General features: G+C 62.4%; 10 protein-coding genes. 8 read left to right on the top strand and 2 right to left on the bottom strand.

The features are described from left to right. The first annotated feature begins 99 nt into the window (after positions 1-99). The 3 genes from FHS81_RS05470 (at position 100) to FHS81_RS05460 (ending at position 7,580) form a co-directional block, all read left to right on the top strand. A complete protein-coding gene (locus FHS81_RS05470; RefSeq protein ID WP_183751035.1) occupies positions 100-4,932 on the top strand; it encodes an NAD-glutamate dehydrogenase domain-containing protein in 4,833 nt (1,610 codons plus the stop codon). A 207-nt stretch (positions 4,933-5,139) separates the two neighbouring features. Next, a complete protein-coding gene (gene nspC, locus FHS81_RS05465; protein ID WP_183751034.1) occupies positions 5,140-6,258 on the top strand; it encodes a carboxynorspermidine decarboxylase in 1,119 nt (372 codons plus the stop codon). Positions 6,259-6,305: 47 nt separating this feature from the next. Beyond that, positions 6,306-7,580: a saccharopine dehydrogenase family protein gene (locus tag FHS81_RS05460; protein ID WP_183751033.1), complete on the top strand. Its 1,275-nt coding sequence runs from the start codon at positions 6,306-6,308 to the stop codon at positions 7,578-7,580. A gap of 135 nt (positions 7,581-7,715) precedes the next feature. On the opposite strand, the gene gltS is transcribed toward FHS81_RS05460, so the two are convergent. Then, entirely contained in the window at positions 7,716-8,912 is a 1,197-nt protein-coding gene (gltS, locus tag FHS81_RS05455) for a sodium/glutamate symporter (RefSeq protein ID WP_183751032.1), read from the bottom strand. Positions 8,913-9,404: 492 nt separating this feature from the next. Here gltS and FHS81_RS05450 point away from each other — a divergent pair, with 492 nt between their 5' ends. The 5 genes from FHS81_RS05450 (at position 9,405) to FHS81_RS05430 (ending at position 18,346) form a co-directional block, all read left to right on the top strand. Beyond that, a complete protein-coding gene (locus FHS81_RS05450) occupies positions 9,405-11,654 on the top strand; it encodes a FepA family TonB-dependent siderophore receptor (RefSeq protein ID WP_246374753.1) in 2,250 nt (749 codons plus the stop codon). A 153-nt stretch (positions 11,655-11,807) separates the two neighbouring features. Beyond that, complete coding sequence (locus FHS81_RS05445) at positions 11,808-13,184, top strand: class I SAM-dependent methyltransferase (protein ID WP_183751031.1); 1,377 nt, start codon at positions 11,808-11,810, stop codon at positions 13,182-13,184. Positions 13,185-13,383: 199 nt separating this feature from the next. Then, the gene (locus FHS81_RS05440; RefSeq protein ID WP_183751030.1) at positions 13,384-14,454 is read left to right on the top strand and encodes an HlyD family secretion protein; all 1,071 of its coding nucleotides are present in this window, start codon (positions 13,384-13,386) and stop codon (positions 14,452-14,454) included. Then, positions 14,451-17,234, top strand: coding sequence for a ribosome-associated ATPase/putative transporter RbbA (rbbA, locus tag FHS81_RS05435; protein WP_183751029.1), 2,784 nt, complete (start codon positions 14,451-14,453; stop codon positions 17,232-17,234). Before FHS81_RS05440 ends, rbbA begins: the two co-directional genes overlap by 4 nt. After that, complete coding sequence (locus FHS81_RS05430; RefSeq protein WP_183751276.1) at positions 17,234-18,346, top strand: ABC transporter permease; 1,113 nt, start codon at positions 17,234-17,236, stop codon at positions 18,344-18,346. The genes rbbA and FHS81_RS05430 overlap by 1 nt, the downstream gene beginning before the upstream one ends. A gap of 33 nt (positions 18,347-18,379) precedes the next feature. Here FHS81_RS05430 and FHS81_RS05425 read toward each other — a convergent pair whose 3' ends face one another. Further along, complete coding sequence (locus tag FHS81_RS05425; protein ID WP_183751028.1) at positions 18,380-18,910, bottom strand: gamma carbonic anhydrase family protein; 531 nt, start codon at positions 18,908-18,910, stop codon at positions 18,380-18,382. Between the last annotated feature and the right edge of the window lie 132 nt (positions 18,911-19,042).

The following is a 19,042-nucleotide window of genomic DNA, read 5'->3' as shown; positions in this document are numbered from 1 at the left end:
GCCTTGCCCGAAAACGCTTCAAGAGGCCGATCGGCAGAAAGCCATCGGTCTCAACCGCCGGTCGGATAAACCGACGCGGCATCCGTATGGGAGACAGACGTGGCGGCTGGTGATCTTATTGGGCGTATTGCAGGCGTTCTGAAGGAACGCGACAGCACTGTTCCTGGGTGGTTTGTTGAGGCCTTGCTGGGCGGGGTTGCGACGGAGGATCTGGTTGTTTTGCCGGATGCCTTTCTTGCTGACCGCGTCACGGAGGCTTTCGACTATGTGCGCGAGCCCCACCGGCGCGGCGTGCCGGGCATCCGGCTGAGCGATCCGCCCACCGATGGTGATGCGGATGCACGCGATATCACCGTGGTTGAGGTGATCAACGACAACGTGCCGTTCCTGTTCGATTCGACGCTTGCGGCGGTGGTGGATCTGGGCTTCGAGCCGCTGCTGGTGTCGCACCCCATCCTCGATGTCGCGCGCGATGCGTCGGGCGCGGTGGTGTCGCTGTCTGGCGAGGCGGGTGCGCAGGCGCCGGCCCCGGGCGTCAGCCGCGAGAGCCTTATTCATCTGCACCTACCACGCATTCACGATCCCGAGCGGCGCGAGCGTCTTGTCGAAGAGCTGACGCGCGTTTACGCCGATGTCTCCAGCGCCGTCGCCGACTGGCCGGCCATGCGTGAGCGGCTGGTCGAGGCCGCACGCGATCTGCGCGAGACGCCCTCGCCACTGGACCGCGACATCGTCGAGGAGGCCTCCGCCTTCCTGCAATGGCTGGTGGACGACAATTTCACCATTCTGGGTATTCGCGAATACCGCTTCCAGCCGGGCAGCGTGGCTGATCCGGTGGAAGGAACGGGGCTTGGCATCCTGACCGATCCCGAAGTGCGCATCCTGCGGCGCGGGCGGGAACTGCTGTCGATGTCGCCCGAGGTGCGCGCCTTCCTGCAGCGCCCGGAAGCGCTCATTATTACCAAGGCCAACGTCAAGTCGCGCGTGCACCGGCGCACGCACCTCGATTATGTCGGCGTCAAGCTGTTCGACGCGGCGGGCGAGGTGGTGGGCGAGCTGCGCATTGCGGGCCTCTTCACTGGCAACGCCTATACGCAGTCCACGCTGACCATTCCGTATCTGCGGCGCAAGGTGGCCCAGGTGGTGAACCGGGCGGAATTCGACCCCGACAGCTATTCCGGTCGTTCGCTGCTGCATGTGCTGGACGATTATCCGCGCGATGAACTGTTCCAGATCGATGCCGACACGCTGTTCGGCTTCGTGAACGACATCCTGCAACTGACCGAGCGCCCGCGCGTGCGCGTGCTGGCGCGGCCGGACGAGTTCGGCCGGTTCGTATCGGTGATCGTCTATCTGCCGAAGAACCGTTACGATACGGACGTGCAGGCGGACATCGGCGCGTTTCTGACCCGGCTTTATCAGGGGCGGCTGTCGGCGACGTATCCGACGTTCCCCGAGGGGCCGCTGGCGCGCATCCATTTCATCATCGGCCGCGACGAGGGCGATACGCCGGTGATCGACCGGGCGACGCTGGAAGCCGGCATCACCCAGCGCGTGCGCACGTGGAGCGACGCGCTTGACGACGCGTTCTTCCGCCACGTCGGCGGCAAGCGCGGGCGGCAACTGGCGGCGCGGTATTCGCATGCGTTCAGCGGCGCGTATCGCGAGGCATTCTCGGGTGAGGAAGCCATCGACGATATCGCCGTGGTGGAAACGCTGGGGCCGGAACATCCGCGCGCCGTGCGGCTCTATCGCCGCTCCGGCGATCCGGAATCGCGCGCGGCGCTGAAGGTGTTTTCACGCTCGGCGCCGACGTCACTGTCCGAGCGCGTGCCGCTGCTGGAAAAACTCGGTTTCCGTGTCGTCAACGAGCGGACATACCGCATCGTGCCGCATGGCGTGTCAGAGGAAGGCCGCGTCTGGCTGCACGACATGACGCTGGAGCGGGCAAGCGGCGGGGCGATCAACGTCGAGCGCGCCAAGCCCGGGCTTGAGGCGGCGCTGCTGGCGCTGTTCGAGGGGCGGGCCGAGTCGGACGGCTTCAACGCGCTTGTGCTGGAGGCCGGGCTGGACTGGCGCGAGGCAGCCATCCTGCGTGCCTGGGGCCGGTATTCGCGCCAGATCGGTGTGCCGTTCGGTCAGGACTATCTGGCGCAGACGCTGTCGCGCCATCCCGACATCACGACGCGTCTGGTGGCGCTGATCGCCGCCCGTTTCGATCCCGATGCGGAAACGGACCGCGCCGCGCGCGAGGCCGAGGTGAAGGCGGCGATCGAAGAGCGTCTTCAAAGCGTTTCCAGCCTTGACGAAGACCGCATCCTGCGCCGCTTCGTGAACCTGATCGAAGCGACGGTGCGCACCAACATCTACCAGCGCGATGCCGCCGGAGAGCCTCACGCGACGATCTCGTTCAAGTTCGATTGCGCCAAGGTGGACGGGCTGCCGCGCCCGGTGCCGCTGTACGAAATCTTCGTGTATTCGCCGCGTGTCGAAGGCGTGCATCTGCGCTTCGGTAAGGTGGCGCGTGGCGGCCTGCGCTGGTCTGATCGCCCGCAGGACTTCCGGACGGAAGTGCTGGGCCTCGTGAAGGCGCAGCAGGTGAAGAACGCGGTGATCGTGCCGGTTGGGGCGAAGGGCGGATTCGTGCCCAAGCGCCTGCCGCCGGCTTCCGACCGCGCCGCTTGGCTGGAGGAAGGGCGCGGCGCATACCGCGTGTTCATCGCCAGCCTGCTCGACATCACCGACAACCGTGACGGCGCACAGATCGTGCCGCCAGCGCGCACGGTGCGTCATGACGGCGACGATCCGTATCTGGTGGTTGCGGCGGACAAGGGCACGGCGACGTTCTCCGACCTCGCCAACGAAATCTCGCTGGAGCATCACCACTGGCTGGGTGACGCGTTCGCCTCCGGCGGGCGCAACGGCTATGACCACAAGGGCATGGGCATCACGGCGCGCGGCGCGTGGGAGGCGGTGAAACGCCACTTCCGCGAGGTGGACATCGACATCCAGACGACGCCGGTGACGGTGGCGGGCGTGGGCGACATGTCGGGCGACGTGTTCGGCAACGGCATGCTGCTGTCGCAGGCGCTCAAGGTGGTGGCCGCCTTCGACCACCGCGACATCTTCCTCGATCCCGATCCGGATCCGGCAACATCATGGGCGGAGCGCAAACGGCTGTTCGATCTGCCGCGGTCGAGCTGGCAGGATTACGACACGGGGCTGATCTCGGCGGGCGGCGGCGTGTTCTCCCGTTCGGCCAAGACCATCGCGCTGTCGCCGCAGGTGCGGGAGCGGCTGGGCATCGACAAGACGGAACTGCCGCCGCAGGAGCTGATTTCGGCCATCCTGCGCGCGCCGGTGGATCTGCTGTGGTTCGGCGGTATCGGCACGTATATCCGCGCGTCCGGCGAGTCGGATGAGAAGGTCGGCGACCGCGCCAATGATCCCGTGCGCATCAGCGGCGGCGAGGTGCAGGCGCGGGTGATCGGCGAAGGCGCCAACCTCGGTGTCACGCAGCTCGGGCGCATCGAGGCGGCGCGCGCCGGCGTGCACCTCAACACCGATGCCATCGACAATTCGGCGGGTGTGAACACGTCCGACATCGAGGTCAATCTGAAGATCGCGCTTGCGATTCCGGAGGCGGACGGCCGTCTGTCGGTGGATAACCGCAACGCGTTGCTGAAGCAGCTCACGTCCGAGGTGGCGGGGCTGGTGCTGACGACGAACTACGAGCAGTCGCGGGCCATTTCGCTGGTCGAGTTGCGCAAGGCGGAGGAAATCGGCTACGCGCGGCGTCTGATCCAGGTGCTGGAATCGGCGGGCCGGCTTGACCGGGCGCTGGAGTACCTGCCGGACGACAGCGAACTGGCGGCGCGCGAGAAGCGTGGCGATGGCCTGTGGCGGCCTGAAATCGCTGTGCTGCTGGCCTATTCGAAGCTGGCGCTCTACGACGCGGTTCTCGAATCGTCGGTGCCTGACGATCCCTATGTCGCGCGTGAGTTGGTGGCGTATTTCCCGCAGGAGCTGGCGGATCGCTTCCCGGATGCGATTGCGCATCACCGGCTGCGGCGCGAGATCGTGGCGACACGGCTGGCAAACGCCATTGTCAACCAGGGCGGCCCCGGCATCGTGACGCGGGTTGCGGATCAGACGGGCGCAAGCGCGGCGACGCTGGCAGCGGCGTTCATCGCGGTGTGGTCGGCGTTCGGTCTTGGCGAACTCACGGCGGATATCGACGCGCTGGATAGCCGGATCGGCGAGGGCGAGGGCCAGGTGAGCGGCGAGACGCAGCTGTCGCTCTACGCGGCGTTGCAGGACGTATTCATCGATCTGCTGGTGTGGTTCGGCCGCAATGTCGACTTCTCCAGCGACGGTATCGGCGCTGTTGTCGATCGTTACCGTGCGGGTGTCGAGGCGGTTGGTGCGGTGCTGGATACGGCGCCGGTGCCGGCGGCGGCCGAGGAGCGCATCGCAGCGCTGCGGGCGCTTCATGTTCCCGACGACGTGTCCACGCGCCTGTTGCGGCTGTCGGCGTTGGCGCAGACGCCGGATATCGTGCGTGTCGCGGCGCGCACGCAGCGCTCTGTCGGTGAGGTGGCGGCGGTGCACTTCGCGCTTGCGGACGTATTCGGCTTCCAGGAGCTGGCGGAAGCGGCGCGGGCCATCGCACCGGGCGACTACTACGACCGCCTCGCGCTCGACCGCGCGGTGAAGGCGCTCGACGACGCGCACTCCCGCCTGACCGCCGAAGCCGTTTTGAACGGTGAGACGGGCACGGACGGAGCCGCGGCGGTCGCGGCCTGGGTTGACGCGCGTTCGGAGGACGTGGAGCGCATCCGCAAGGCCGTGGACGCCATCCGCGTCTCCGGGCTGACACTGTCGCGAACAATCGTCGCCGCAAGCCTCGTCAGCGATATGGCGCGCGACTGATAAACACCCGCAAGTATCAGTCAGCAAGCGTGTAAAAAACATAAGCGCGCAGGTCCATCGGGGCCTGCGCGCTTTGCTTTATCGGAATCTTCTTGAGATTTTCATGCAGTTTCTATACAAGAACGTGTCAGCTTTCTGGATGGTGTCCAGAACAACGCAGCGGCCCTAGCGACAGCCGCATGAACTTCCAGCCTCAAGGAAACTGAATTGGACAAACAGTCGGATCTCGCAACGCCCTATTACCTCATAGACAAGGCTAAACTTCTTCGGAACATGGAGATAATAGCCAATCTTCGCGAACGCTCAGGCGCCAAAGCTTTGCTGGCTCTCAAGTGTTTTGCAACCTGGTCGGTGTTCGATCTGATGAGCCAATACATGGACGGCACCACGTCCTCCTCGCTTTACGAGGTCAAGCTGGGCCGCGAGAAGTTCGGCGGCGAGACGCATGCCTACAGCGTCGCCTACGCCGATGACGAAATCGACGAGGTGCTGGAGCAGGCCGACAAGATTATCTTCAACTCCGCAGGACAACTGGCGCGCTTTGGCGAGCGCGCAGTGGCGCGCAATGTGGTGCGTGGCCTGCGCGTAAACCCCGGCATCAGCAGCTCGGACTTCACGCTGGCCGACCCCGCGCGGCCGTTCAGCCGGCTGGGCGAGTGGGAAAACGAGCGCATCGAGGCCGTGATCGGCGATGTCTCCGGCTTCATGATTCACAACAATTGCGAGAACACCGATTTTGGCCTGTTCGACAGCCTGCTGTCTCAGGTGGAAGAGCGTTTCGGCCATTTCTTGCAGCGACTGGACTGGGTCAGCTTGGGCGGCGGCATCCACTTTACCGGCGAAGGCTACCCGCTGGACGCGCTTGCCGACCGGCTGAAGGCCTTCTCCGACCGTTTCGGCGTGCAGGTGTATCTGGAACCGGGAGAGGCTGCCATCACCAAAAGCACCACGCTTGAGGTGAGTGTGCTCGACACGCTGTATAACGGCAAGCATCTCGCAATTGTCGACAGTTCCGTCGAGGCGCATATGCTGGATCTGCTGATCTATCGGTTGAGCGCCAAGATGAAGCCCAATACAGGCTCGCATCAGTTCATGGTCTGCGGCAAGTCTTGCCTTGCGGGCGATATCTTCGGCGAATTCTCGTTCGAGGCTCCGCTCAAGGTTGGCGACCGGTTGTCCATCGAAGACGCTGCTGGCTATACGATGGTGAAAAAGAACTGGTTCAACGGTGTCAAGATGCCGGCCATTGCAATTCGCCAGTTGAATGGCGATATCGAACTCGTGAAAGAGTTCGGATACGGCGATTATGTCGCCAGCCTGTCGTGAGTATACAGGCAATAAACATCAATCATACATGGAGAGATCCGCGTGAAATGAAAAAGAACGTTCTCATTATTGGTGCTGGTGGTGTAGCACAGGTCGTCGCCCACAAGGCTGCCCAGAACAACGATATCCTCGGTGACATTCACATCGCCTCGCGCAATATCGCGAAGGCGGAGGATATCATTGCCGGCGTGCTGGAAAAACGCGCGCTCAAGCAGCCCGGTGGCGTGCTCCGCGCCCATACGCTCGACGCGCTCGACGTCGAGGCGACAAAAGCGCTGATCCGGGAAACCGGAGTCCAGATCATCATCAACGTCGGTTCGGCTTTCATCAATATGTCGGTGCTGCGTGCAGCCATCGATACGGGTGTGGCCTATATCGATACTGCCATTCATGAGGACCCGGCGAAGATCTGCGAAACGCCGCCGTGGTACGGCAACTACGAGTGGAAGCACGCCGAGGAATGCGCACAGAAGGGCATCACGGCCATTCACGGCGCGGGCTTCGATCCCGGCGTCGTCAATTCCTATGCCGCGCTCGCCGTGCAGGATTACTTCGATGACGTGGATTCCATCGACATCATCGACGTCAATGCAGGCAGCCACGGACGTTATTTCGCGACCAACTTCGATCCGGAAATCAATTTCCGCGAGTTCACCGGCACGGTCTATTCGTGGCAGCAGGGCGCGTGGCAGAGCAACAAGATGTTCGAGATCAGCCGCACGGACGACCTGCCGGTCGTTGGCGAGCAGACCACGTATCTCTCCGGCCATGACGAACTGCACTCGCTGTCGCGTCATCTGCCGGTGAAGAACATCCGGTTCTGGATGGGCTTCGGCGCGCATTACATCAACGTGTTCACCGTGTTGCAGAACCTTGGTCTTTTGTCCGAGCAGCCGGTGACCACGGCCGAGGGGCTTGAGGTGGTGCCGTTGAAGGTGGTCAAGGCGGTGCTGCCGGATCCGGCCTCTCTCGCGCCGACCTACACCGGCAAGACGTGCATCGGCGATCTGGTGAAGGGCACGAAGGACGGCAAGGACCGCGAGATCTTCATCTATCAGATCAGCGACCATAAAGAGGCTTACGAGGAAGTCGGCAGCCAGGGCATTTCCTACACGGCGGGCGTGCCTGCTGTTGCGGCTGCGATGCTCGTCGCGACTGGTGAGTGGGATGTCCGGCGTCAGGCAAACGTCGAGGAATTGCCGCCGCATCCCTTCCTCAACCTGCTGAACCACATCGGCCTGCCGTCGCGCATCCGCGAGGGTGACGACGACCGTGCGCTGGATTTCGCGCGCGACGATGCCGGGAAGTGGCGCGTCGCCTGATCGGCTGTATCTGGCGTTCTAGCTTGTATATCTCACCGCGACTTGCGTTCAATGCGATGAATTGAGTTGAACGCAAGCGGCTTTGAAACATCTGGGGAGACGGGCACGCACCCGTCTCCCTTTTTTATGCGGATTTTACATGAAGGCGGCGATCACCAGTGCGTTCACGAGGTCGATGAAGAAGCCGCAGACCAGAGGCACAATAATGAAGGCGCGATGCGCCGCGCCATATTGCTGCGTTACGGCGGTCATGTTGGCGATCGCGGTGGCCGTTGAGCCCAGCGCGATGCCGCCAAAGCCGGCGCTGATCACGGTGGCCTCGTAATCGCGCCCCATCAGCGGGAACACGATGCAGATGGTATAGGCCAGACAGAGCACGATCTGCACGACGAGCGTGGAGATGATGAACACGAATATGCCGTTCAGCTCCCACAATTGCAGGTTCATCAGCGCCATGATGAGGAATAGGCCGAGCGAGATATCCGATACCAGTGACATCCCCCGCCCGGTGGCGGGCCAGTAGCGTCGCACGACCTTGCCTGACACGAACGGCGTCAGGTTGCGTATCAGGATGCCGACGATGAGGCACGAGACGAATGTCGGCAACGTGAGGCCGGTTTTGCTGATCAATGCGTCGAGCATCGTTCCCAGAAGCACCGTGGCGTTGAGAACGAAAATAGCCCATAGCACGGAAAAGTAATCCAGCTCGCCGGCCTGCGGATCGGGTCCGGCGCCGATGGTCAAGTCGGATGTGTTCGACGGTGTAATGGCATTGCGGCGCATCAGATAGGTCGCCATCGGCCCGCCGATGACACAGGCGGCGATCAGCCCGACGGTGTTGCTGGCAACGCCCAGTTCAGCCGCATTGCTGATTCCCATGTCGCGCTGCAGGATCGGCGCCCAGGCCATCGTTGTGCCAAGGCCGCCGGTGAGCGAGACCGATCCGACCATCAACCCGGCGTGCGGGTCCAGCCCGAACAAGGTTGCCATTCCCATGCCGGCGAGGTTCTGGGTGACGATAAATGCCGCCGCCAGACCGAGCAGCACCAGCAAGGGCTTGCCGCCAAGTAACAGGGTACGCACTTCGGCTTTTAGCCCGATGCCGGCAAAAAACAATAATAGCAGAAAATCCCGAACGTCGAGGTCGAATGAAATCTGGTGCCCGGATATGAAGTATATGGCAGCGACAACCGCAGAGCATAGAAGGCCGCCGATGACAGGCTCAGGGATACTGTACTTTCTGAGCATTTTTGAATTATGGGTCAGAAGCTTTCCCATCATTAGCAATAGTATTGCTATATTAAAAGATAAAAAGTCATCTATGATGGTCATTTACTGTTTTCATCTGTGCATGTGATTCCGGATTTTTCAAATTCATTATGTGTAACAGGTAAATTATAATCGCAAGTGACAATCTTTACGGGTTTTATAGTCCGTGAAATTTTTATGGGCATCCGTTGCGAAACGTTTGATGAAGCGTTTCGCCTGCGCTCACCGGCATAGGTTGCCGCATACTTTATAAATATTCAAATTCAATAATGATGATTGCCGGCAACAGTATCGTGCTTCTTTTCCGTGCAGGCTGATTCGTGCTTCCGGTATAAAAGGAGAATCGGTATAGCCATACAGGAGTTGATTTAGGAGATTTGAAGATAAATTTTTGTTGGAGATAGTTTAAATGCTTTAAAAATATATTTCAGAATAATTATAAATTAAAGCGGCATCTTCTTTAAAACTTTAATGTAAGCGCGCCTTCAGTTTCATGGGTGGGAAGGTTTGCTGCTGTTCAGTTATCCATGGACTGGCTTTGAAAGGACAAAGGGAATGACACCGATGGGAAGGGGACTTGCAACCGCGACTGCGATCGGCGCGCTGATCGTCGCGTCGGCAGGCGTCGCCAATGCGCAGGATACGCGCGCGCAGCGTGCGCAGGCCAACGCCGAGTTGCCGCTGACCGGCGAGGAACTGTTGCTCGACGAAGTGGTCGTGGTTTCCGCGCGTGAGCAGCTCAGCCAGGCGCCGGGCGTGTCCATCATCAGCCGCGAACAGCTTGAGCTGACCCCGCCCGTCAACGACCTTTCGGATGCAATTCGCCGTCAGCCCGGTGTCAACCTCACCGGCAACACGTCGAACGGTCAGCGCGGCAACAACCGCCAGATCGACATCCGCGGTATGGGCCCGGAAAACACCCTGATCCTCATCGACGGCAAGCCCGTGTTCTCGCGTAACTCCGTGCGCATGCGGCGCGGCGGTGAGCGCGATACGCGCGGCGACTCGAACTGGGTGCCGGCTGAAATGGTCGAGCGCATCGAAGTGCTGCGCGGCCCGGCAGCGGCGCGTTACGGCTCCGGCGCAGCCGGCGGTGTGGTGAACATCATCACTAAGCGCCCGGACAAGCAGAGCTTCAGCGCGACGACCTTCGCCAACATTCCCGAAAACAGCGATGAAGGCCGCACCTACCGCTCGACCATCGTCGCCGGCGGTCCGATCAGCGAGAACCTGTCCTATCGCTTCTCGGCGAACTACAACATCACCGGCGCCGACGACATCGGCATCAACGAGGATGCGACGCCGGAAGGCGAGAGCGTCGCTGCCGGCCGCGAGGGTGTGAAGAACACCGACTTCCGCGGTTTGCTGTCGTGGAAGCTCAACGAGCAGCACGTGCTCGACTTCGAAGCGGCCTGGAGCCAGCAGCGTAACATCTACGCCGGTGACGCGCTGCATCAGGACGTCTTTTCCACTGAGCTGAACGAGTCGCTGGCTCGCGATGGACGCGAGACGAACCGCGTGACGCGCACGACGCTGTCCGCTACCCATCGCGGCAAGTGGGACTTCGGTACCTCCAACAGCTACATCCAGTGGGAAAACTCGAAGAACTCGCGTCTCGGCGAAGGCAATGCTGGTTCCGGCGAGGGACGTATCAGCTCGCAGTATGCCAAGGATCGTCTGGCGATCACGCTCGACAACGTGACGGCCAAGAGCGAGTGGAACTTCCCGCTGACCATCGTCGTCCCGCAGACGCTGACGGTCGGCGCCGAGTTCCGCGGCGAGTGGATGGATGACGAAAACATGGGTGCTGCAAGCGCCACGACTTTCGCCATCCCCGGTTTCGGCACGGTGTCGGACCCGGCGCTGCGTAATCCCAAGAGCCAGTCGCAGCTTTACGGCATCTATGTCGAAGACAACATTCTCGTCACCGACAAGTTCATCCTGACGCCTGGCCTGCGCTTCGACCATCACTCGGAATCGGGCAACAACTGGAGCCCGAGCCTGAACGCGTCTTACTCGATCACTGACGAGATCACGCTGAAGGCCGGTATCGCACGCGCCTTCAAGGTGCCGAACCTGTTCCAGCTCAACCCGAACTACCTCTACACGTCGATGGGCAATGGCTGCCCCTACATGTACGGTCGTCCGTGCTACGTCATCGGTAACGAGAACCTCGAACCCGAGACCAGCATCAACAAGGAAGTCGGCCTGGGTTATATCAACGAGTCTGGCTGGAACGCGGGCATCACCTACTTCCACAACGACTTCAAGGATCACATCCAGTCGGGCACCACCCCCATCGGGACGTATAACGGCATGGCCGTTTACCAGTGGGAAAACGTGCCGAAGGCGGTCATTCAGGGCCTCGAAGGCAACCTGATCATTCCTCTGCACGAGAAGGTGCGGTGGTCGACCAACGCCACGTACATGATCGAGTCCAAGAACAAGACCGACAACCAGCCGCTGTCGCTCGTGCCCAAGTACACGATCAACTCCAACCTGGTCTGGCAGGCAACCGAGCAGCTTGAGCTGAACCTGGGCGTCACCCATTACGGTGAGATCAAGGCCCCGACCGTCAGCTTCTCGACGCTGCAGGTGGCGGAAAACACCCGCTCGCGTTCGCCTTATACGCTGGTGAACGTGACGGCCCGTTACGAGTTCAACGAAAACCTTCGTCTGCTCGCCGGTGTCACCAACCTGTTCAACAAGGAAGTCAAGCGCGAAGGCACCACCACCAACGCCGGCGCCAACACCTTCAACGAACCGGGACGCGCCTACTACATCTCGCTCACCGGCTCGTTCTGACGCGCCGTTGAACGCTTTGACCGATCTGGAGCCGCCGGAAATCATCCGGCGGTTCATCCGTTATAAAGACTTGGGCCATATGCCTGTTTCCACGGAAGCCGGCATATGGCTCTGTGTTGTGACTGTGCCCGCCATGCGTTCAGGAGAACCGGCATGACCGATTTGCCCGCCGGCTATCTGCTCGATGTTCCTTATGTGCCGCAGTTTCATCGCGAGCATGCGCCCATTTGGCTGCGCGCCTGTCTGGCCGCGTTGGGGCAGGCAGAGGTTCAACACACCGCTGCCTCACAACCTGTCTGGTGTGAAGTGGGCTGCGGCCCGGCGGTCGGGCTGCTGATCCTGGCGGCGACGAACCCGAACGTGCGGTTTATCGGCATCGACATCAATCCCGAGCATATCGATGCGGCGAAACGGCTGGCGGAAGATGCCGGCATCGGCAATGTCGAGTTCCATTGCAAGGATCTGCGCGAGGACATCGGGCTGCCCGCTGTCGACTTCCTGATCGTTCGCGGGTTGTATTCCTGGGTTTCGCCGGATGTCAGGCAGGCCGTCAGAGAGTTGGCAGGCCAACATCTGAAGCCCGGCGGCGTCGCTCTGCTGCATTATCTCACTCTGCCGGGCGCTGCGGATCTCACGGTGTTTCACGGGCTGTTTTCGGCCCTTCACCTGCAGCCGGGAGCGCATGCGCTGGACGCCGTGCAGCGTGGCCGGGATTTGATCGCCGGCCTGCGTAAAGGCAAGGCAGGCTTTTTCGCCACGCATCCTGTGGCCGAGAATTATGCGCAGGCAACCGCCGCTGACGATGCGGCCTATACCGCGCATGACTATCTGAATGCGTATTTCACACCGTTAACCGTCGCGCAGGTGATGCACGACATGGGCGGTGTCGGGCTCGCGCTGGCGGGCAATGCAAGCCCTCTCGACAACCTCGATGACTTTACCGTGCCGGAAAGTCTGCGCGGCCTGCTGAACGCGCAGAAGGATCGCGGTACGCGGGAACTTGTGCGGGATATGGCCTGCAACCAGCAGGCGCGGCTTGATCTATACCGCCGCGACATCGCGCCGCTGGCTGCGGATAAGCACTTTGCCGCTTTGCGGCAACTGCGCTTTACAGCGTTGCCGGGAGCGCCCGCAGGCGGCGGCGTGACATTCGAAACCCGCATCGGGCGGATCGAAGGGCACGCCAGTATTTTTTCGCCGGTGCTGGAGGCGCTCGCTGCCCGTCAGACGGTGTCCTATGCCGAGCTGGAGCAGTTGCCCGTCATGAGGGGCCGACCCGGCCTCGTGAACCAGACGCTGCACGCCCTGATGGGGGCAGGGGCCATCCATCCCGTTCCCGAACATGCGCCGGATGGCGCTATGGCGCGACGGCTCAATGCCGTTCTCATCCGGCGGCATTCTGAGGGCAAGAGAGTGCCGGCGCTTGCCGCGCCCGGAATCGGTTCCGGACTGGAAGTGCCGACCCCACTTCTTGACCGTCTGGCCTCTGGCAAGCCGGCATCGGGCGCGTGGGCAAGGCTGCTGGGATAAGACCGTCCCGCACCCGGACCTGTCCACGTGCGGGGCTGTCATGTGTGCCAGGGCACGCCGAATTGCCGGGGATCATTTTACCGATTTGGTCAGTATGATAATGGTCCCGGTCAAGCAGTGCGCCGCCCGCTCTGGGCTTGCGTGCGGGCACACGGCTGCATGACGGCTTCGCGGGGCGATAGAAACAGGGTGGCGGCGCATGAGCGGATCGAGAAAATGGGTGGTGCTTGCCGCCGCCGTGATACTGGCGATCGTCGGTTATAACGCCTGGAAGGAACTGTCGCGCGACCGTCTGCCTGACGGAATTGCCACGGGCAACGGCCGCATTGAGGCGACCGAGATCGATGTCGCCACCAAGGCCGCGGGCCGGGTGAAAGACGTGCTCGTGCGCGAGGGCGATTTCATCACCGCTGGCCAGAAGCTGGCGCAGATGGACACCGATCAGCTGCAAGCCGAGAAGCGTCAGGCGGAGGCGCAGTTGCAGCAGGCGCTGTTCGCCGTCGAGACCGCCCGGAGCCAGGTGACGCAACGCGAGGCCGAGCAGGCATCCGCCAAGGCGGTCGTGGCCCAGCGCCAGGCGCAGCAGGACGCCGCCGACAAACGTCTTGCCCGCTCGATGCAGCTGATCGTGCGCGATAACGTGTCCCAGCAGGTGGTCGATGACAACCGGGCCGAGGCGCTCGGTGCAGCGGCGGCTGTGGAGGCGGCGAAGGCGCAGCTTGCCGCGAGCGAAGCCGCCATCGGCGCGGCGCGGTCGCAGGTCGTGGCCGCAGAGGCCGCAGTCGATGCAGCGCGCGCAACCATCGACCGTATCGACGCCGATCTCGCCGACACCGTGCTGACCTCGCCGCGCGACGGGCGGGTGCAGTTCCGCGTGGCCCAACCGGGTGAGGTGCTGGCGGCGGGCGGGCGCGTGCTCAACCTTGTCGACCTCACCGACGTTTTCATGACTTTCTTCTTGCCCACGGAAAGTGCCGGCCGGCTCGGTGTGGGCGACGAAGCGCGTATCGTGCTGGATGCCGCGCCGCAGCTGATCATTCCGGCCAACATCTCCTTTGTGTCGGATGTCGCGCAGTTCACGCCCAAGACCGTCGAGACGGAGCTGGAGCGGGAAAAGCTGATGTTCCGCATCCGCGCGCGCATTCCGCCGGAGCTGCTGCGCGAATACATTACCTACGTGAAGACGGGGCTGCCCGGCGTGGTCTATGTGCGAACCGATTCCACCGTCGAATGGCCTGAGAACCTGCAACCGAACGCGGGCCGGAAATGAGCGGGAACGCTCCGGTGGCAGGCGGGCAGTCCGCATCCGCGCCCGTGGTTTCGGCCACCGGAGTCAGCCTGCGTTATGGCAAGACGTTGGCGCTGGACGGGATCGACCTTGATATTCCTCCCGGCATCATGGTCGGCCTGATCGGGCCGGATGGCGTCGGCAAGTCGAGCCTGCTGTCGCTGATTGCCGGGGCGCGCGTGATGCAGGACGGGCGCATCATGGTGTTGGGTGGCGACATCGCGGATGCGCGCCACCGCAACAGCGTCTGTCCGCAAATCGCCTATATGCCGCAGGGGCTTGGCAAGAATCTCTACTTCAACCTGTCGGTCTTCGAGAACGTCGATTTCTTCGGCCGGCTGTTCGGCCATGACCGGAAGGAACGCGAGGAGCGGATCGACGATCTGCTGGCCCGCACGCGGCTGTCCTCGTTCAGGGACAGGCCGGCCGGCAAGCTGTCCGGCGGCATGAAGCAGAAGCTTGGGCTGTGCTGCGCACTCATTCACGATCCCGACCTGCTGATTCTGGATGAGCCCACCACGGGCGTCGATCCGCTGTCGCGGCGCCAGTTCTGGGATCTGATCGACGACATCCGCCGCGAGCGGCCCAAGATGAGCGTCATCGTCGCCACCGCCTACATGGAAGAGGCGGCGCGCTTCGACTGGCTCGTCGCCATGGACGCGGGCAAGGTGCTGGCGACGGGCTCCCCCGCGGGGCTGCTGGAAAGCACGGGCGCGGCCAATCTCGATGACGCGTTCATTGCGGTGCTGCCGGAGGAAAAACGGCGGGATCATAAGGCGGTGGAGATTGCGCCCCGTCCACCGGATGACGGCGAGCCAGCCATCGAGGCCGAGGGGCTGACGATGCGCTTCGGCGATTTCGTCGCCGTCGACAATGTCAGTTTCCGCATCCCCAAGGGCGAGATTTTCGGCTTTCTCGGCTCCAACGGCTGCGGCAAGACCACCACGATGAAGATGCTCACCGGCCTGTTGCCGGCCAGCGAGGGCACGGCCCGCCTCTTTGGGCGCGAGGTCGATCCCAACGATCTGGCTGTGCGCCGGCGCGTTGGTTACATGTCGCAGTCGTTCTCGCTCTATACGGAATTGACCGTGCGGCAGAACCTCGATCTGCATGCCCGCCTGTTCGATCTGCCGCCCGATACGATTCCGGACCGTATCCGCGAGATGGCGGAACGTTTCGACCTGACGGAGCTGATGGATGCACTGCCCGACGCGTTGCCGCTGGGCATCCGGCAGCGGCTGTCGCTGGCGGTGGCGTTGGTGCACCGGCCCGAAATCCTGATCCTCGACGAGCCGACATCGGGCGTGGACCCGGTGGCGCGCGATGCGCTGTGGATCGAGTTGATCGCGCTTTCCCGCAAGGAAGACGTGACGATCTTCGTCTCGACCCACTTCATGAACGAGGCCGAGCGTTGCGATCGTATTTCGCTGATGCATGCCGGCAAGGTGCTGATCAGCGATACACCCGCCAACATCGTCAAGACCCGCGGCGCGCAGACTCTGGAAGAGGCGTTCATCGCCTATCTCGAAGACGCGGGAGCGGGCGACGGCAACTCGGAGCCGCAGCCTGCCATCGCGCCGGACGCCGTGCCTATGGGGCAAGCGGGGGACAAGCCCCGGCACACGGCGTTGAGCTGGTTCGATTTCGGGCGCATGTTGAGCTATGCGCGGCTTGAGTCGCTGGAACTGTGGCGCGATCCCGTGCGCGCGGCGATGGCGTTTGCCGGCAGCGTCTTTCTGATGTGCATCATCGGCTACGGCATCAGCATGGATGTCGAAGATCTGACATTTGCCGTTCTCGATCACGACCAGACGACGATCAGCCGGAACTACACGCTCGATATCGCCGGCTCGCGCTACTTCATCGAAAAGCCTCCGATTACCGATTACGATGATCTTGATCGGCGGATGCGGGCTGGTGAAATCACGCTGGCCATCGAAATTCCGCCGGGCTTCGGCCGCGATGTGTCGCGGGGTAGCAACGTCGAGATCGGCGTCTGGTACGATGGTGCGATGCCCATGCGTGCCGAGACGGTCCGTGGATATATTCAGGGCATGCACCAGCGCTGGCTGCTGGAAAAGGCTGCACTTCGGCTCGGCAGCGCCGCCGCTGCCGGTAACTTCAGCGTCGAAGTGCGTTTCCGCTACAATCCGGATGTCAGAAGCCTGCCGGCGATGGTGCCGGCGGTCATTCCCCTGCTGCTGATCCTGATTCCAGCCATTCTGACGGCCCTGAGCGTGGTGCGTGAGAAAGAACTGGGGTCCATCGTCAACCTCTACGTCACTCCGACGACGCGGCTCGAATTCCTCCTGGGCAAGCAATTGCCCTATGTCGTGCTGGCAATGGCGAACTTCGTGCTGCTGCTGGGGTTGGCCGTGTTCATCTTCGGTGTGCCGGTCAAGGGGTCGCTGTTTGCGCTGACGCTCGGGGCCTTCCTCTATGTCATCGCCGCCACGGGGTTCGGGCTGTTCATCTCGTCCTTCGTCAACAGCCAGATTGCCGCCATCTTCGGCACATCCATCCTGACGCTGATCCCGGCGACACAGTTTTCGGGGCTGACGGAGCCTGTCTCGTCGCTGGAGGGGACGGGCCGTTTCATCGGCAGCATCTATCCCACGACGCATTTCATCACCATCGCGCGCGGCGCTTTCTCGAAGGCGCTGGATTTCAGCGATATGTCGGCGGCCTTTGTGCCGCTGCTGATCGCGGGCCCCGTGCTCATCGGCCTCGGGGCGCTGCTCCTGAAGAAGCAGGCGACGTGATGAGAGTAGCCAACGTCATCCAACTCGGCATCAAGGAACTGCGCGGCCTCACCCGCGACCCGGTTCTGCTCATCCTCATCGTGTATGCATTCTCGATGTCGGTTTACAGCGCCGCGACGGCCATCCCGGAAACGCTGAACAAGGCCCCCATCGCCATCATCGACGAGGATCGCTCGCCGCTGTCGGATCGCATCGCCGGGGCGTTTTATCCGCCGCTGTTCCTGACGCCCTCGCTCATCACCCGCGCCGAGATGGATCAGCGCATGGATGCCGGGCTCGACACTTTCGCCCTGAATATCCCGCCGAATTTTCAGCGCGATCTGTTGGCCGGGCGTCAGCCGGTCATCCAGCTCAATGTCGACGCCACCCGGATGTCGCAGGCCTTTACCGGCAGCGGCTATGTCCAGTCGATCGTCAATGGCGAGGTGAACGAGTTCGTCGCGCGCCACCGTTCCGGCGACAGCCTGCCGGTCGATCTGGCGATGCGCGCGCGGTTCAACCCGGAACTGAACAAGCAGTGGTTCGGGGCCGTGGTGCAGATCATCAACAACGTCACCATGCTGGCCGTGATCCTCACCGGCACGGCGCTGATCCGGGAGCGGGAACACGGCACCATCGAGCATCTGCTGGTGATGCCGGTGACACCGCTTGAGATCATGCTGGGCAAGGTGTGGTCGATGGGGTGTGTGGTGTTCGTCGCCACGGCGCTGTCGCTCATCGTGCTGGTACAGGGCATCATGCAGGTGCCGTTGCAGGGCTCGCTGGGGCTGTTCCTGTTCGGTGTGGCGCTGCATCTTTTCGCCGTTACTTCGCTCGGGATATTTCTCGCCACGATGTCGGGGTCCATGCCCCAGTTCGGCCTGTTGCTGATGATGACGCTGCTGCCGCTCAACATCCTCTCCGGCGGTACAACGCCGCGCGAGAGCATGCCCGAGTTCGTGCAGACCGTTATGATGGCCGCGCCCACCACGCACTTCGTGGCGCTGGCTCAGGGCGTGCTCTTCAGAGGGGCGGATCTGACGCTCGTCTGGCAGCAGCTTGCAGCGCTGGCCGTGATCGGCACAGCCCTGTTCATGTTCTCACTGGGACGGTTCAGGCGGTCGTTGAAGTAGCACTCGGGCGGCCGCTGAACGTCAGGTGAGGCTTCACCTAACGGGTGTCAGACCCGCCGCAAAGCGCTTCCAGTTTTCGATGTAATGCCGGGCGGATGCGCGCAGGCCCGCGATAGCCTCTTCGTCCAGACTCCGGATCGCGCGCGCCGGTGCGCCGACGATGAGCGCGTTGTCGGGAAACTCCTTGCCCTCTGTGATCAGCGCGTTGGCGCCGATGAGAGAGTTGGCGCCAATGCGGGCGCCGTTGAGGATCGTCGCGCCCATGCCGACCAGGGAGTTATCGCCAATCGTGCAGCCATGCACGATCGCACTGTGCCCGATGGTGCAGCCCGCGCCGATTGTCAGTGGCTTGCCTGTGTCGGAATGGAGGGCGGCATTATCCTGGATATTGGTACCGGCCCCTATGCGCATGGGCTCGTTATCGCCCCGCAGCACCGCCCCGAACCAGATGCCGACATCCTCGCCCAGAATGACATTGCCGATGACCGAAGCCGTCGGCGCCACCCAGAACCGGCCATCGGCAGGCAAGACTGGAGCGGCTTCTCCAAGCCTGTATATCGGCATCTTTCCCTCCGGGATTGTAATATCAACCCTGACGCTCCGGCACTGTGGCCGTATGCACCGACATCGTCAACGATGATTTGCGGCGGCGATTTGCCAAGGTGATGTTGTGCTTGCGACGCAGAGCGTTTGTCA

It is taken from the genome of Pseudochelatococcus contaminans (assembly GCF_014195635.1).
GTDB classification, from domain to species: Bacteria; Pseudomonadota; Alphaproteobacteria; order Rhizobiales; family Beijerinckiaceae; genus Pseudochelatococcus; species Pseudochelatococcus contaminans.
This window is presented reverse-complemented; position numbering and strand designations above follow the sequence as displayed.

Coding starts and splice junctions, on each gene's coding strand:
- FHS81_RS05460 (WP_183751033.1), top strand. CDS start 6,306: ATGAAAAAGAACGTTCTCATTATTGGTGCTGGTGGTGTAGCACAGGTC.
- gltS (WP_183751032.1), bottom strand. CDS start 8,912: ATGACCATCATAGATGACTTTTTATCTTTTAATATAGCAATACTATTG.
- FHS81_RS05450 (WP_246374753.1), top strand. CDS start 9,405: ATGACACCGATGGGAAGGGGACTTGCAACCGCGACTGCGATCGGCGCG.
- FHS81_RS05445 (WP_183751031.1), top strand. CDS start 11,808: ATGACCGATTTGCCCGCCGGCTATCTGCTCGATGTTCCTTATGTGCCG.
- FHS81_RS05440 (WP_183751030.1), top strand. CDS start 13,384: ATGAGCGGATCGAGAAAATGGGTGGTGCTTGCCGCCGCCGTGATACTG.
- rbbA (WP_183751029.1), top strand. CDS start 14,451: ATGAGCGGGAACGCTCCGGTGGCAGGCGGGCAGTCCGCATCCGCGCCC.
- FHS81_RS05430 (WP_183751276.1), top strand. CDS start 17,234: ATGAGAGTAGCCAACGTCATCCAACTCGGCATCAAGGAACTGCGCGGC.
- FHS81_RS05425 (WP_183751028.1), bottom strand. CDS start 18,910: ATGCCGATATACAGGCTTGGAGAAGCCGCTCCAGTCTTGCCTGCCGAT.